This is a genomic window from Streptomyces sp. NPDC006923 (assembly GCF_040635655.1).
Classification (GTDB): Bacteria; Actinomycetota; Actinomycetes; order Streptomycetales; family Streptomycetaceae; genus Streptomyces.
The window spans coordinates 160879-175045 of sequence record NZ_JBEYIF010000003.1 but is presented as its reverse complement, the minus strand read 5'-3'; the positions used below and the strand labels follow the sequence as shown (position 1 = coordinate 175045).

The window sequence follows — 14167 nt, the reverse complement described above, 5'->3', positions numbered from 1 at the left end:
GAGCCAGTTCACCGGCTCACCCGTCAAGAAGGTGCACATGTCCGCATCACCCGACGTCCGGGCTCCGCAACGGGCCGCGACCGCCGAGGCTCCGCACGGTGTGCCGGGCTGGCTGGTCGCGCTCCTGGCCGTCGCCTCCGGAATGACGGTCGCCAACCTGTACTACGCCCAGCCCCTGCTGTCCTCACTGAGCGGTGTCTTCCACACCAGCACGGCCACCGTCGGTGCGCTGATCACAGTGACCCAGGTCGGCTATGTGATCGGCATGGTCTTCCTGGTCCCACTCGGCGACCGGCTGGAGAAACGCAATCTGATCACCGTCCTGCTGACGATCACGACCCTCGCCCTCGTGGCGGCGGGACTCGCCACCAGTTTCCCCATGCTGCTGATCGCCTCGCTGGTCAGCGGTGCGACCTCGGTCGTCGCGCAGATATTGGTCCCCTTCGCCGCCAGTCTCGCCCCCGACCACGCCCGGGGCCGCATCGTCGGCCGGGTGATGAGCGGCCTGCTCACCGGCATCCTGCTCTCCCGCACCCTGAGCAGCCTGGTCTCCGACCTCGCCGACTGGCGCGCTGTGTTCCTCGGCTCCGCCGTGCTCATGGCCCTGCTCGCCGTCGCCCTGCGCCTGGCCCTGCCGCAGCACGCGCCGACCACCGCCATCCCCTATCACCACGTGTTGCGCTCGACGGTCCGGCTGGTTCGCACACACCCGGCGCTGCTGCGCCGCGGCCTCTACCAGGCCGCGATGTTCGCCGCCTTCAGCGCCTTCTGGACCACTGTCTCCTTTGTGCTGACCGGCCCCCGTTTCCACTACTCACAGGTAGGGGTCGGCGTCTTCGCCCTCGTCGGCGCGGCTGGAGCGGCCATCGCACCCTTCGCCGGGCGCTGGGCGGACCGGGGACTCGTACGCCCCATGACCGGGTACGCCTTCGTGGTCGCGGCCCTGGCCTTCGCGGTCGCCGGTTTCGGCGGTCACAGTGTGGTCCTGATCGCCCTCGGCGCGATCCTGATCGACGTGGCCGTACAGACCACCCTCGTCCTGGGCCAGCACACCGTCTACCAGCTCGACCCTGCTGCCCGCGCCCGTCTGAACAGCGCCTTCATCGCAATATTCTTCATCGGCGGCGCGATCGGCTCCCAGCTCGGTTCCGTCGTCTACAACGCCGGGGGCTGGACAGCCATCACCGCCCTCGGTGCCGCCCTCCCCCTCCTCGCCCTGGTCTACTGGACCACCGAGCGCCGACAGCGGGCCGCCGCGGAACCGAGCACAGAGGACACTCAGTCACAGTGACGCAGTCGTCGGCCTCTCCCTGGCGGAGAGGCCGACTGCTGCTGCGCGTCACCACGGATGACGGGACGCCCCTGGGCGGATACGCGCGATGTGCAAGCCTTGAGCGACTGGCAGGATGTTGACGACGCACAGCCCCCGAAGGGCGGACATCATGTCGCCGGATTCATCCTGCCCGGAGCCCGAACAGCCCCCGGGCGGTACCCTCTGCACGACCGACTCCCTGCCCGCCCACCGCAGACACGCGTACTGGCGCGAGTCGCTGTCCCGTACGTTCGGCGCCGTCGACTTCTCCGTCCCCGACGAGGTGCAGGGCGGCACAATCCGCGCCGTACCGCTCGGCCGGCTGCGGGCCGTCACCGTGGACGGCGAACGCCTGACCACCCGGCGAACCCGCCGGCTCGTCCCGCCGAGCGGCAAGGACGAGTACGTGGTCGTCAAACTGCTGGACAGAGGAGTCGCCCGGCTGGAACAGGACGGCCGTGACGCGCTCCTCGGACCGGGAGACGTTTTCGTCTACGACAGGACACGCCCCTTCCGGCTGAGCCTTCCCCAGTCCTTCCGGACGAAGTCCCTCCTCCTGCCGAGGGAGACTCTGGGCCTGAGCGAGAACGACATGGCTCATCTCACGGCCTCCCCACTCGGGCCCGACACGCCCCTGGGCAGGGTGCTGTCACCATTTCTGGCCGGGCTCGTGGACGGTGCGGGCACCTACCCGTCACGCATCGGTGAACTGATGGTCCGCAACATCGTGGACCTGCTCGGCGTGCTGGCCGACGAGCGGCTCAACCGGACGAGCCCGGACGCGCCCCGCGGAAACAGAGCACTGCTGCTGCGGATCCAGGCATACATCGACCGTCACCTCGCGGACCCCGATCTGACCCCGCACACCATCGCCCGCGCCCATCACATATCGCTGCGCCAACTGCACAGGCTGTTCGAGAGCGAAGACGCCACTGTCGGCCGGTGGGTCCAGCGGCGTCGCCTGGAGGAGTGCGAGCGTGAACTGGGGCGCCGCGCGAGCGGCCGCCCCATCGCTGCGGTGGCGCACCGATGGGGCTTCACCAGCGCCGCGCATTTCAGCCGCGTGTTCCGGGACGCGTACGGGATGTCCCCTCGCGAATGGCGCGACGCCCACAGCTAAGGGTTGTCCCGTCTGGACCTAGCTGGGCTCGCGTGCCCCGGCGATTCGGGTGAGGGGCCGACGCGCTTTCATGACTGCGGCCTGGCCCAGGCGGCGCCGGAGGCCGAGAGGCGATACGTGGCCACGGACGTGACCACGAGCAGCAGCAGCGCCAGGCCCAGGATGAGGGTGAGGCCGGCGTTCCGCAGGATCTCGGCACCGGCGAAGGCTCCGAGGAACATGACCAGGACGGACAGGATCCGCCGGCCGGGGCGGGGCGCCGTCCCGCCCGCGGTGGTGGAATCCGCCGCCAGCCCCGTCAGGGTGAGGGTCAGGACGGTCGTGGTCAGGTCGGGGACGCCAAGGCGGCGGGCGACCGCGTTCTGCAGTCCCATGGCGACGCCGAGGAGCACGATCAGGGTGTACTGGACCGTGGTGTTGACCCTGCCATGAGTCACCGCGGCTGCGACCACGGCCACGGCGACGAGCACGACCTGGAGGGCCGTGGCACCCGTCAGCAGCCGCCCGCGGTGTGCCGCGAAGCGTGTGCCGACCCGTCCTCCCGTCAGCGCGCCGACGAGGAACGCGGCGATCGCGACGACGGAGGCGAGCGCGGACAGGCCCTCGGCCCCTGCCAGGGCGAACCCGAGGAAGACGACATTGCCGGTCATATTGGCGACGAAGACGTGCCCGAGCGCCAGGTAGCTCACGGCGTCGACGAGACCGGTCACCGCGGTCAGCGTCAACAGGAGGGGTGGCAGCGGGCCGTGCCGGTCTCCCGGGGGCGGGGCGAGCGTGCGGGCCGCGTCAGTCAGCAGCTTGTACATGGGAAGTCCTCCTGCCGGAAGCGGGGGTGCGGTGCAGTACGGCTCGGGTGAGCAGTCCGCTGGCGGGGCCGATCACGATGGGCGCGAGGGAGAGCCACAGGGGCCAGGGGGTCAGCCCGAGGATGTGGTCGGCCGACCAGCGGCCGGGGCCGGTCAGGGCCAGCACCGCGGAGATGACGGCGAGGACCATCGGGTACTCGTAGCCGTCGTTCTGCACCCACAGCCCGTTGTGCCACTTGACGGTGCTCGCGACCGTCATCACCCCCACGGCGGCCACCGCCGCCGCGGGGGTGAGCAGTCCGGTCGCCAGGAACAGGCCGGCACCGACCTGGCTGCCGCCCGCGGCGAGAGCGGTGAGCCGGCCACCGCGGAAGCCGTCGTGCCGGAACTCCTCGGTTCCGCCCGCCAAGCCGTTGCCTCCCAGCCGGAACGTGAGCTTCTGCGTTCCGTGTCCGGCGATGAGAAGGCCCGCTACCAGCCGGAGGACCAACAGTCCAGTGTCCATATGCGTTCCTGCCTGTTTCTGGCGTCCGTCGATGACCGTTCGAAAGGTCAGCCGGCCGCGTGGGCACCGATGAAGGCCTGCGCGTACACCAGGCCGAGCCCGTAGGCGCCGCCGTTCTCCTTCACCACCTGCGTCACGGCCCCGTATGTCTCGGTACGGGCCCAGTCGCGCTGGAGCTCCAGCAGCACCTGCACCCAGGTCACCGGGATCGCACCGGCCTGAGCCGTGCGCTGGACGGCGTGTTCGTGGGCCTGCGGGGTGACACCGCCGGACGCGTCGGTGACCACATAGACCTCGTAGCCCTGCGCGAGGGCGGAGAGCGCGGGGAGGACGACACAGACCTCGGTCCACAGGCCGGCGATGACGAGCTTCTCGCGGCCGGTCGCCTTGACCGCCTCGACGAAGGCGGCGTCCTCCCACGCGTTCATCGTGGTGCGGTCAATGATCTTCTGGTCGGGGAAGACCTCGGCCAGCTGCGGCATGATCGGACCGGAGAAGGACTCGGCGGCCACGGTGCTCAGCACGACGGGCACGTCGAACACCTTGGCGGCCTTCGCCAGGCCCACCGTCGAGTTGATGATCGCGGTACGGTCGCCGCTGCCGGAACCGAAGAACATCTGCGGCTGGTGGTCCACGAACAGCACCGCGCAGTTGTCCGGTGTCAGCAGGTCCGGGCTGGGGGCAGCGGTGACCTCGGAGATCTTGACCATGAGGAAGCCTTTCCAGGTGTGTGGTGATCGCGGACGGGCGTCCGCCGGTGAGGGCGACCGTCCGGTGGACGGTGCGCGTTCGGTCTTTCGTTGGGAGCGGGCCGGACCGGGAGCGGGAGCCGGTGCCGTGGACCGCAAGGCGAAGCGGGAAGGGCACACGCCGGGCGAGAGGCCCCCGCGGTGGTGCACGGGAGGGCTTGACCGTGCCCGTCCCGGAAGATCAGAGGAAGAAGCAGGGGTCGAACAGCGTGCCGGCAGGCTCACGGGTGAGGCCCCGGCGGGCACGCCACTGGCGGTGCTGCTCGGACTCGGCGACGGCCTGGCCGAGCAACTCGGCCTGGCGGGCGCCCGTCGGGCCGGTCCTGGGCGTGGCCTGGTAGCCACCGAAGTACGCCACCGGGCTCCAGTCAGGGCTGACCGGCGGCAGTTCCTCGTCCAGACCCTCGTACTCGGCGGTGGCGTAGACGATCCGGCCGCCGACGACCGTCAGCAGGGACTCGATGTGCGCGATGTCCGGCTCGGGCACGGTGAAGTAGTCCTCGGACAGCACCGTGAGGTCGCCGAGGCAGCCCGGGCGCAGGACCCCCTTGACACTCGACTCGCCGGTCAGCGCCGCACCGGCCTCGGTGAACATCGACAGCGCCGTCTGCCGGTCGACCCGGTTGTGCGGCGGACGGACGACAAGGTCGCCGACGGTGCGGCCGGTGATCAGCCAGTGCAGGGCGATCCACGGGTTGTAGGTGGAGATCCGGGTGGCGTCGGTCCCGCCGCCGACGGTCAGGCCGCGTTCCAGCATGGCGCGCACCGGGGGCGCGTCGGCGGCGGCCCCGGGGCCGTAGCGGCGTACGAACGCCTCGCCCTGGAAGGACAGCCGGTTCTGCACGGACATGGCGCCGCCGAGGGCGGCGACGCGATCGAGGCTGTCCGCGGAGGCGGTCTCCGCGTGGTCGAACAGCCACCGGTTGCCGCCCGGGAAGAGACCTTCCGCGGCAAGCTTCTCGAATACCGCGAGGTCCCGGCGGATGGTCTCGTCGTAGGTGGCGTGCAGCCTGAATCCCCAGCCGTTCTCCATGAGGAGACGTACGGCCTTCTCGAATTGCGCCTCGTAGTCCGCGAGTTCCGGTCGTGGCTCGGCGAAGTTCTCGAAGTCCGCCGCCGCCCAGGTGAGATTCTCTCCGGCGCCGTTGAGGCGCAGCCACTCGTCCCCGTCCTCGGGGCGGGCCATTTCCATCCAGCGGGTGAGATCGTCGATTTCCTGGCCGGCGGTCTGCGGGAACAGATGGTAGGCGATGCGCAGCGACAGTTGGCCGGCCTTGGCCAGCTCAACGACGGTGCTGTAGTTGTCGGGGAAGTTCTGGAATCCTCCGGCCGCGTCAATCGCCGACGTGAGGCCGAACCTGTTGAGTTCCCGCAGGAAGTGACGGGTCGACGTTTTCTTGTCCTCACCCTCCAGCACCGGGGCGTTGGCCAGGGTCGAGTAGAGGACCAGGGCGCTGGGAGCGGCCAGCAGCATGCCCGTGGGCTCACCGTCCCGGCCCCGTACGATCTGGCCGCCCCTGGGTTCAGGGGTGTCCCGGGTGAATCCGGCGGCCCTGAGGGCCGCCCGGTTGAGCACCGCGGACTGGTACAGGTGCAGGACGAACACCGGGGTGTCCGGGGCGGCGGCGTTCAGTTCGGCGGCGGTCGGCAGCCGCCGTTCGGCGAACTGCTCGGTGGACCATCCGCCCACCACCCGCACCCACTGCCCCTTGGGGGTGCGCGCCGCCTGCTCACGCAGCATCGCCAGGCCCTGGCGCAGCGTGGCGACTCCGTCCCACCGCAGCTCCAGGACGTAGTTGAGTCCGCCCCGGATGACATGCGCGTGGGCGTCGTTGAGACCGGGGAGCATCCGACGGCCGAGGGCGTCGACCACCTTCGTGGCAGGGCCGACCTGGGAGGCCACGTCGTTGTCGTCACCGACGACCGTGATCACACCGTCGCGGATGGCGATCGCCTCGGCCTGCGGGCGGCCCGGGTCTCCTGTGTGGATCTTCGCGTTGCGGACCACGAGGTCCGCGGCGTTGTCGGTGGCGTGGGGCACCAGCCCACCGACCGGCATCGGGGACATCTTCGACAACCTCCTGCGGGATGAGAGGCGTCGATCTCATTCGGATCGACGTCCATGCGCGACGACAGCGGTGGGCCGGAGAGGGGGACGGACACGCGGTACCGCGCCCGCGCTGACCGCTCCGGATTCCGGCCGGGCCTTCCGCGCGTCGCGCGGGCCGGGCCCGACCCAATTTCCGTCGTTACAAAGCTATTTGGAGCCGGAGCCGCGCTGTGTCCCGGCAGCGCACCGGCCGCGTTCCGACAGCGCACTGCCCTCCTTCGGGGCGCTCTCGGGTCAGTGTCTCCTCCCTCCCGAGGTCTCCCGCTGACATGCCGGCGGGGCCGCGGGGTTACCTGCGCGGCACCGTGACCACGACGACCAGGGCCGACAGGATCACACCGGCGAGAAGCGCGGGTACCGGGGACCAGGCGGACCACAGGACACCGGCCGCGGCGACGGGAAAGGGAATCATCTCGGCCGCGCTCCTCTGGTGGGGCCGGAGGTGCACCGCCCAGACCGTGATCAGGAAGACGGCCGCCGGAAGAGTGACGGCCACGCCGGCAGCGGTCGGGGAGGCCCCGCTGTGACGCGTGAGGTGATCGGCGTAAGCGGCCAGACCGGCGCCCTCGGCGGTCGCCGACGCGAAGATCAGATAGTGGCCGTAGGCCCAGGGGAATCTTTTCCGGTGGGCCCGGTGCGTCGCGGCGAGGAGAGTGTGGGCGGGCCGGGCGAAGTACAGCCACCCCATGGCGTAGGCCATGAGCAGGCCGCCGCCCGCCAGCGCGTACAGCGAACCGGTGCCCTCGTGCCGGTCGAAGGCGCCGCGGACGGCGACGGTGGCGGCCGCGACGGACTCGCCGAGGACGATGAGGGTGAACAGTTCGTAGCGCTCGGCGATGTGGCGCGGATGCCAGGGCGTCATCCCGGCGGACTGTGCCCACACGGGGACGGACACCTCGGCCATGATCATGACCACGATACCGGGTAGCCGCACCGACGCGGGGACGAAGAGCAGCCCCACCCAGCCGAGTTGACACACCGTCACACCGACGGCGAAGCGCAGCGCCGTCCTGCGCCGGGTACGGTCGGACAGTGCGGCACGCAGCCACAGCGCGGCCAGCGCCGAACGCGACACAACGTATCCGAGCGTGATGACCCGCAGATCCCCGTCCTCGAACGCACGGTGGACGCCGGCGGCGAGGACGAGCGAGCCGGTGATCTGGGCCAGGACCGTGAGCCGGTACGGGACGTCGTCCGGGTCGTAGGCGGAGGCGAACCAGGTGAAGTTCATCCACGCCCACCAGATGGTGAAGAACACCAGCGCGAAGCGGAGGCAGCCAGTGGCACAGTGCCCTTCTGTCAGCGCCTCGTGCAGGCCCTCGGACGCCTGCGCCACCGCGATGACGAAGCAGAGGTCGAAGAAGAGTTCCAGCGGGGTGGCGGACCTGTGCGGTTCGCCGGGGTTGCGGCCCGCCATGGCGCGCCGTAGCCGGACGGCGGGGGCGGTCAGCGGGGTCGGGTTGCGGTTCAGCGGAGGGCTCCCAAAGCCGCTTCGACCGCCCGGTGGAAGGTGGGGTAGGTGTAGATCATGTGCCGCAGCCGGTCCACGGGTATCTCGGCGTGGACGGCCACGTTCAGCCCGTAGAGCACCTCGCCACCCGCCGGCCCGGCGGAGGTCGCGCCGATCAGCACTCCCCGTTCGGCGTCCTCGACCAGCTTGACGAACCCGTCGCCGCCCGGCCCGTGGATCCAGCCACGCGTGGAAGAGGCCAGGGACACCACACCCGTACGCACCCGCAGACCCCGCTCCCGGGCCTGGCGCTCCGTCATCCCGACGGCTCCGATCTCCGGGTCGGTGAAGGTGACGCGGGGCAGCGCCCGGTAGTCGGCGTCGGGTCCGGGCCGCCCGAGGATGTCCCGGACGGCGATCTCGCCCTGGTACATCGACACGTGTGTGAAGGCGCCCCGGCCGGTGATGTCGCCCATCGCCCACAGCCCTTCGCCGGCCCGCATCTGCCCGTCCGTGGGCACGGCTCCCGCCGTCGGATCGAGCCCCACCGTGTCGACCGCGAGCGGGGTCAGGTCGGCGTGGCGTCCCGTGGCGACCAGCAACCGCTCGGCACGCAGCGGCGCTCCGTCTCCCTCAAGGCGGACGGTGAACTCCGTGCCGTCATGACCGACCTGCCGCGCCCGGACACCCGTGAGAACGGTGACACCGTCCGCGCGCAGCGCCCGGGCGGCCAGCTCCCCTGCTTCGGGCTCCTCCTGCGAGAGCAGCCGGTCCTGCCCCTCGACAACTGTGACCGCGCAGGTGAAGCGGGCGAAGACCTGGGCGAGTTCGACGCCGATGGCGCCCCCGCCGAGGACGAGCATCGACGTCGGCAGCTCCTTGGCCGCCATGGCGTCCCGATTGGTCCAGTACGGTGTGTCTTCCAAGCCCGGCACCGGGGGGATCCGGGGCCGGGTACCGGTGGCCAGCACGACACCGCGCCGTGCCTCGAACGTGCGGTGGCCGACGGTCACACGGCGCGGCCCGGCGAGGCGCCCTGTCCCCCGGACGAGCCGACCACCCTTCGCCGCGAGCCGGTCGGCGGCCACCCGGTCGTTCCAGTCGTCGGTCGCCTCATCGCGGATACGTCCGGCGACCCTGGTCCAGTCCGGAGTCAGGACCGCCTCACCGGCGAGGGCGTGGACTCGGCGCGCCTCCGCGAGCAGGTTCCCGGCCCGGATCATGATCTTGCTGGGCACGCATCCCCAGTACGGACATTCGCCTCCGACGAGTTCCGCCTCGACCCCCACCACGTCCAGTCCCGCTTCGGCCAGCGTGCCGGCGACGTACTCGCCGCCCGGCCCCAGCCCCACGACCACCACATCCGCCTGTTCGTTCGTGCTCATGACTTTCCTCGTTCCACCGGCTCCCGGGCACGGACCTGTCCCCACCGACGCTAGAGCGGCCGGACGACCGCCGGAGTCCGCCGGCGCACGGAGGTTTGCCCGAGAGCGAACGCTCCGGGCACGAGCACCGGGCACAGTGCGCCGGCGGGCACAAGCTCATGCGCTGGCGGGCAACCCGGCCTGCGATCCGGCGCCTAGCGTCGCCCCAGTACGCACAGCACAGCACCGCAGGAGGCGGCCATGACCACCGATTCCAAGCCGATCAACGGCAGCCAGCCATGGCTCCACCAGAAGGGCGAGGTGATCCAGGAGTTCGGGACCGTCAAGCAGTTCCCGGTCGGGCTGTCCTACGACGCCCGGATGTACTCCTGCCAGCGCATGAACAGGGTCCTGGCGGACACGCAGATCCTCTACGGCCTCTACAAGAAGCACCACTGGCTGATGCGCGGGGCAACCTTCTACCAACTGCACCTGGTCCTCGACAAGCACGCGGGTGAACAACTCGACATCGTCGACACCATCGCCGAGCGCGTCCAGTCCCTGGGCGGCGTCGCGGTGGGAGACCCCCGGCATGTCGCGGAGATCACGTCGATCCCCCGGCCCCCGGACGGCGTCGAGGAGGTTCCGGCGATGCTGTCCCGGTTGCTGGAGGCCCATGAGACCATCCTCATCGACGCCCACGACGCCGCCCTCCGGATCGCCGAGTGGGGTGACGACGGCACCATCGACATGCTGGTGTCACAGGTGATCCGGAGCGGCGAACGGCAGGCGTGGTTCCTGGCCGAGCATCTGGTCGACACGCCACTGGTCCGCGCCTGAAGAACGGCCCCGGTCCGCCGCCCCGGCATACGCGAACGGGTGCCTGGAGAGGCATCAGCCGGCAGAGCACGTCGACGCCCCGCCTTCCCCCTACGATGCGGAAAGATCGAAGGCCGTCGCCGGCGCACCAGACGGAGCGCCACCGGACCGGGAGCGGATAATGGATCTGCGGCAGATGGAGGTCGTGGTCTCGGTTGCGGACGCGGGCGGTTTCACGGCGGCGGCAAGGCGGCTGCACGTAGTCCAGTCCGCCGTGTCGAGCACGGTCCGGACCCTCGAACGGGAGTTGGGTACTTCCCTGTTCGACCGCACCACGCACCGCCTCTCGCTGACCCCGGCCGGAGCGGCGTTCGTACCCGCTGCGCGCGCGGCGCTCCGGGCCGCCGAACTGGCGCGGGAGGCTGTCGACGCCGTACAGGGACATCTTCGCGGGCGGGTGACGGTCGGCACGATGCAAGGCGTCTGGGCAGGACTCCACCACGCCCTCGCCGCGCTGCGGGCGGAGCATCCGGGTGTGGTCGTCCATCTGCGGCAGGCAGCGGTCGCCGACATCCGGCAGGCACTGCGCGAGGGCACGGTGGACCTGGCCGTGGTGGCACTCGACCGCCAGCAGCAGCGCGGGCTGGTGACCAGGCTGCTGTCCCACGAGGACATGGTGCTGCTGACATCACCCCGGCGGGTGCTCGCCGGGACGACGCCGGACGGCGAGGTACGGCTCGGCGACATCGCCGAGCTGCCCCTGGTCGACTTCACACCCGGCTGGGCCATCCGCTACGCGGTCGACCGGGCCTTCCGGGCCGCGGGGGTCGACCGCAGCCCGACGTTCGAGGTCAACGACATCGTCGCGGCATCCGAACTGGTCCGCAATGATCTCGGAGTCTGCATCATGCCGAAGTCGATCGCGGACCGTTTCCCCGATCTGCCCCAACGCCGGTTCGACCGGCACGCACCGAACTGGAAGATCATGGTGGTCCGGCCGCCCGGCGAAGCACCCCCGGCGGTCGCCGCGCTGATGCGGCACATCATCTGACGGAGACCGGGTCGTCCGGCGACCGTCCCCGCCTCACCACGTCAGGCGTGACGCCGGGCCGCGTGCCCGCTCCACAGCATGTGGCTCCCGGCACCCACAACGTCACCGGCCCGTCACCTGGGCACAGTTGAGGCGGCCGGTCGCACACACGGAGGATCCGGTACATGAGCGATGTCGAGCAGCCCTCCGAACGGCACCACGGATACGTCCGGGAAGTGGTCGAACGGATCAGCGAGCACCACCACCGTGCCGTCCGGCGGCGCGAGGATGAGGAACTGGCCGAGGCGGTCGGTGAGGCCGCCTTCGACATGGGCGCCGACATCGGGCACCCGACCGTGCGGCACATGGCAGTCGGCTACGACGTCGACGCGGACCTCGGCATCGAGAAGGAGCCGCCGGAACCGCGCGCGTAGTCCCTCCGGATCGCGCATAGCCCCTCCGGATCGCGGAAAGGCCCGGCCCCCGGGTCGCACCGGTTCCCCGGGGGCCCGGACACCAAGAACGTCGATACCACGCGAAGCCGCCGCCGTTCCCCGCTGACCCGCTCAGGGCGTCCTGTGCGGTCGTTCACCGGGGGACGGCGCGCTCCCGCCCGGGGGTGGTCCCGCCGCCGGGGTCCGGCACCCGGCGGCCATGCCCCATCGAGGCCGCACATCACGCCCACTTCGGCGGGGGAATACCCGCGCGATCCACGTTGTATAACTTTCAACTACCCACCAAGGGCGCACCCGGGCCCGGAAGACGACGGATTGATCACGATGAGCAAGCCTTCACACAGCAGTCTCGAATGGACAGACCTGGACCAGCGGGCCGTCGACACCGCCCGCGTCCTGGCGGCTGACGCCGTACAGAAGGTCGGGAACGGCCATCCCGGCACCGCGATGAGTCTGGCCCCTGCCGCGTACACGATCTTCCAGAAGGTGATGCGTCACGACCCGGCCGACGCGGGCTGGATGGGCCGTGACCGGTTCGTTCTGTCCCCGGGCCATACCTCGCTGACGCTGTACACCCAGCTCTTCCTCGCCGGATACGGTCTTGAGCTGAGCGATCTCCAGTCTTTCCGCACACACCGTTCGCTCACACCAGGCCATCCCGAGCACGGCCACACCAGCGGCGTGGAAACCACGACGGGTCCCCTGGGCCAGGGTCTCGCGAACGCCGTCGGCATGGCGATGGCCGCCCGTTACGAGCGCGGCCTGTTCGACCCGGACGCCCCCTCTGGTGAGTCCCCCTTCGACCACACCATCTGGGCGATCGTCTCCGACGGTGACCTTGAGGAGGGCGTCTCCGCGGAGGCGTCGTCCCTCGCCGGCCACCAGAAGCTCGGCAACCTCGTCTTCGTCTACGACGACAACCACATCTCCATCGAGGGCGACACCGCCACCGCGTTCTCCGAGGACGTGCTGAAGCGGTACGAGGCATACGGCTGGCACACGCAGCGCATCGAGCCCGCCGAGAGCGGCGACATCGATGTCCACGCGCTCTACGCGGCGCTCAGGGCGGCGCAGGACGAGACCGATCGGCCCTCGATCATCGCCATGCGCACCATCATCGCCTGGCCCGCCCCGGGCGCCCAGAACACCGAGGCCGCGCACGGCTCCGCACTCGGCCGGGACGAGATCGCGGCCACCAAACGAGTACTCGGATTCGACCCGGACAAGACCTTCGACGTCGCCGAAGCGGTCCTCGCTCACACGCGCACGGCCTTGGACCGGGGCGCCGAGGCGCACGCGGTCTGGGACAGCCGGATCGATGCGTGGCGCGGTGCCCACCCGGAGCGCGCGGAGCTGTTCGACCGGCTCGTGGCCGGTCGGCTGCCCGAGGACTGGGAATCCGCCCTGCCGGTCTTCGAACCCGGCAAGGCGGTCGCCACCCGGGCCGCCTCCGGCACGGTGCTCCAGTCGCTCGGTGCGGTCCTGCCCGAGCTGTGGGGAGGCTCAGCCGACCTGGCCGGCTCGAACAACACCACCATCGACAGGACGTCGTCCTTCCTGCCCAGGGGCAACCCGCTGCCCGAGGCCGACCCGTACGGCCGTACGGTCCACTTCGGCATCCGCGAGTTCTCGATGGCCGCGGCGATGAACGGCATCGCACTGCACGGCAACACCCGTGTCTACGGCGGCACCTTCCTCGTGTTCTCCGACTACATGCGCAACGCCGTCCGCATGTCCGCGCTGATGCGGCTGCCCGTGACCTACGTGTGGACACACGACTCCATCGGTCTCGGCGAGGACGGTCCGACCCACCAGCCGGTCGAGCACCTCGCCTCGCTCCGCGCCATCCCCGGCCTGAACATCGTCCGTCCCGCCGACGCCAACGAGACCGCCACAGTCTGGGGCGAGATCCTCAAACGCCATGCCACCGACCCCGCCCCCCACGGCCTGGCCCTCACCCGCCAGGGTGTGCCGACCTACGCTCCCAACAAGGACGCCGCGCGCGGTGGTTACGTCCTCAAGGACTCCTCCGACGGCGCCCCGGCCGTTGTTCTCATCGCCACCGGCTCGGAGGTCCAGCTGGCCGTCGCCGCCCGCGAACAACTGGAGGCCGAGGGGATCGGCACCCGAGTCGTGTCGATGCCGTCCGTCGAGTGGTTCGAGGAGCAGCCGCGCGAGTACCGCGACAGCGTCCTTCCGCCGTCCGTGAAGGCCCGCGTCGCGGTCGAGGCGGGTATCGGCCTGACCTGGCACAAGTTCGTGGGTGACGCGGGACGCGTGGTCTCGCTCGAACACTTCGGCGCCTCCGCCGACGCCACGACCCTGTTCGCCGAGTTCGGTTTCACTCCCGAGAACGTCGCCGCCGCCGCCCGGGAGTCGCTGGCCGCCGCACGCGGTTGATCCGATCTCCAGAAAGAAGATGACCACTTTGCCAGAAACGACGCGGG

At 70.5% G+C, this 14167-nt stretch carries 12 protein-coding genes; 6 read left to right on the top strand and 6 right to left on the bottom strand.

Going from position 1 to position 14167, the window contains the following annotated elements:
* The first annotated feature begins 37 nt into the window (after nt 1-37).
* Both ABZ707_RS06775 and ABZ707_RS06770 read left to right on the top strand, forming a co-directional pair.
* Nucleotides 38-1291: an MFS transporter gene (locus ABZ707_RS06775; RefSeq protein WP_360168918.1), complete on the top strand. Its 1254-nt coding sequence runs from the start codon at nt 38-40 to the stop codon at nt 1289-1291.
* Nucleotides 1292-1442: 151 nt separating this feature from the next.
* The gene (locus ABZ707_RS06770; protein WP_360168915.1) at nt 1443-2432 is read left to right on the top strand and encodes a helix-turn-helix domain-containing protein; all 990 of its coding nucleotides are present in this window, start codon (nt 1443-1445) and stop codon (nt 2430-2432) included.
* Between the two features lie 68 nt (nt 2433-2500).
* On the opposite strand, the gene ABZ707_RS06765 is transcribed toward ABZ707_RS06770, so the two are convergent.
* The 6 genes from ABZ707_RS06765 to ABZ707_RS06740 all read right to left on the bottom strand — a co-directional run bounded on the left by ABZ707_RS06765 (nt 2501) and on the right by ABZ707_RS06740 (nt 9437).
* On the bottom strand, nt 2501-3238 hold the full coding sequence (locus tag ABZ707_RS06765; protein WP_360168912.1) for a YoaK family protein: 738 nt from the start codon (nt 3236-3238) through the stop codon (nt 2501-2503).
* Nucleotides 3219-3743, bottom strand: coding sequence for a DoxX family protein (locus ABZ707_RS06760; protein WP_360168909.1), 525 nt, complete (start codon nt 3741-3743; stop codon nt 3219-3221). Before ABZ707_RS06760 ends, ABZ707_RS06765 begins: the two co-directional genes overlap by 20 nt.
* 47 nt (nt 3744-3790) lie before the next feature.
* Nucleotides 3791-4453: a hydrolase gene (locus ABZ707_RS06755; protein WP_360168906.1), complete on the bottom strand. Its 663-nt coding sequence runs from the start codon at nt 4451-4453 to the stop codon at nt 3791-3793.
* Nucleotides 4454-4673: 220 nt separating this feature from the next.
* Nucleotides 4674-6560: an amidohydrolase gene (locus tag ABZ707_RS06750; RefSeq protein ID WP_360168903.1), complete on the bottom strand. Its 1887-nt coding sequence runs from the start codon at nt 6558-6560 to the stop codon at nt 4674-4676.
* Nucleotides 6561-6891: 331 nt separating this feature from the next.
* A complete protein-coding gene (locus ABZ707_RS06745; protein ID WP_360168900.1) occupies nt 6892-8019 on the bottom strand; it encodes a low temperature requirement protein A in 1128 nt (375 codons plus the stop codon).
* Nucleotides 8020-8069: 50 nt separating this feature from the next.
* Complete coding sequence (locus tag ABZ707_RS06740) at nt 8070-9437, bottom strand: NAD(P)/FAD-dependent oxidoreductase (RefSeq protein ID WP_360168897.1); 1368 nt, start codon at nt 9435-9437, stop codon at nt 8070-8072.
* A gap of 240 nt (nt 9438-9677) precedes the next feature.
* Between ABZ707_RS06740 and ABZ707_RS06735 the strand changes: the two genes are divergently transcribed.
* From ABZ707_RS06735 to tkt, 4 genes are all read left to right on the top strand, one after another.
* Nucleotides 9678-10256, top strand: coding sequence for a DNA starvation/stationary phase protection protein (locus ABZ707_RS06735; RefSeq protein ID WP_360168894.1), 579 nt, complete (start codon nt 9678-9680; stop codon nt 10254-10256).
* Between the two features lie 160 nt (nt 10257-10416).
* Nucleotides 10417-11286, top strand: coding sequence for a LysR family transcriptional regulator (locus ABZ707_RS06730; protein WP_360168891.1), 870 nt, complete (start codon nt 10417-10419; stop codon nt 11284-11286).
* A gap of 164 nt (nt 11287-11450) precedes the next feature.
* Nucleotides 11451-11699 carry a hypothetical protein gene (locus ABZ707_RS06725; protein ID WP_360168888.1) on the top strand — a complete coding sequence of 83 codons (249 nt, stop codon included), beginning with the start codon at nt 11451-11453 and terminating at the stop codon, nt 11697-11699.
* A 345-nt stretch (nt 11700-12044) separates the two neighbouring features.
* A complete protein-coding gene (gene tkt / locus ABZ707_RS06720; RefSeq protein WP_360168885.1) occupies nt 12045-14120 on the top strand; it encodes a transketolase in 2076 nt (691 codons plus the stop codon).
* Nucleotides 14121-14167 lie beyond the last annotated feature (47 nt).

What these genes read in the sequence shown, in the direction of transcription:
- ABZ707_RS06775 (WP_360168918.1), top strand. Translation starts at nt 38, where the DNA reads ATGTCCGCATCACCCGACGTCCGGGCTCCGCAACGGGCCGCGACCGCC.
- ABZ707_RS06770 (WP_360168915.1), top strand. Translation starts at nt 1,443, where the DNA reads ATGTCGCCGGATTCATCCTGCCCGGAGCCCGAACAGCCCCCGGGCGGT.
- ABZ707_RS06765 (WP_360168912.1), bottom strand. Translation starts at nt 3,238, where the DNA reads ATGTACAAGCTGCTGACTGACGCGGCCCGCACGCTCGCCCCGCCCCCG.
- ABZ707_RS06760 (WP_360168909.1), bottom strand. Translation starts at nt 3,743, where the DNA reads ATGGACACTGGACTGTTGGTCCTCCGGCTGGTAGCGGGCCTTCTCATC.
- ABZ707_RS06755 (WP_360168906.1), bottom strand. Translation starts at nt 4,453, where the DNA reads ATGGTCAAGATCTCCGAGGTCACCGCTGCCCCCAGCCCGGACCTGCTG.
- ABZ707_RS06750 (WP_360168903.1), bottom strand. Translation starts at nt 6,560, where the DNA reads ATGTCCCCGATGCCGGTCGGTGGGCTGGTGCCCCACGCCACCGACAAC.
- ABZ707_RS06745 (WP_360168900.1), bottom strand. Translation starts at nt 8,019, where the DNA reads ATGGCGGGCCGCAACCCCGGCGAACCGCACAGGTCCGCCACCCCGCTG.
- ABZ707_RS06740 (WP_360168897.1), bottom strand. Translation starts at nt 9,437, where the DNA reads ATGAGCACGAACGAACAGGCGGATGTGGTGGTCGTGGGGCTGGGGCCG.
- ABZ707_RS06735 (WP_360168894.1), top strand. Translation starts at nt 9,678, where the DNA reads ATGACCACCGATTCCAAGCCGATCAACGGCAGCCAGCCATGGCTCCAC.
- ABZ707_RS06730 (WP_360168891.1), top strand. Translation starts at nt 10,417, where the DNA reads ATGGATCTGCGGCAGATGGAGGTCGTGGTCTCGGTTGCGGACGCGGGC.
- ABZ707_RS06725 (WP_360168888.1), top strand. Translation starts at nt 11,451, where the DNA reads ATGAGCGATGTCGAGCAGCCCTCCGAACGGCACCACGGATACGTCCGG.
- tkt (WP_360168885.1), top strand. Translation starts at nt 12,045, where the DNA reads ATGAGCAAGCCTTCACACAGCAGTCTCGAATGGACAGACCTGGACCAG.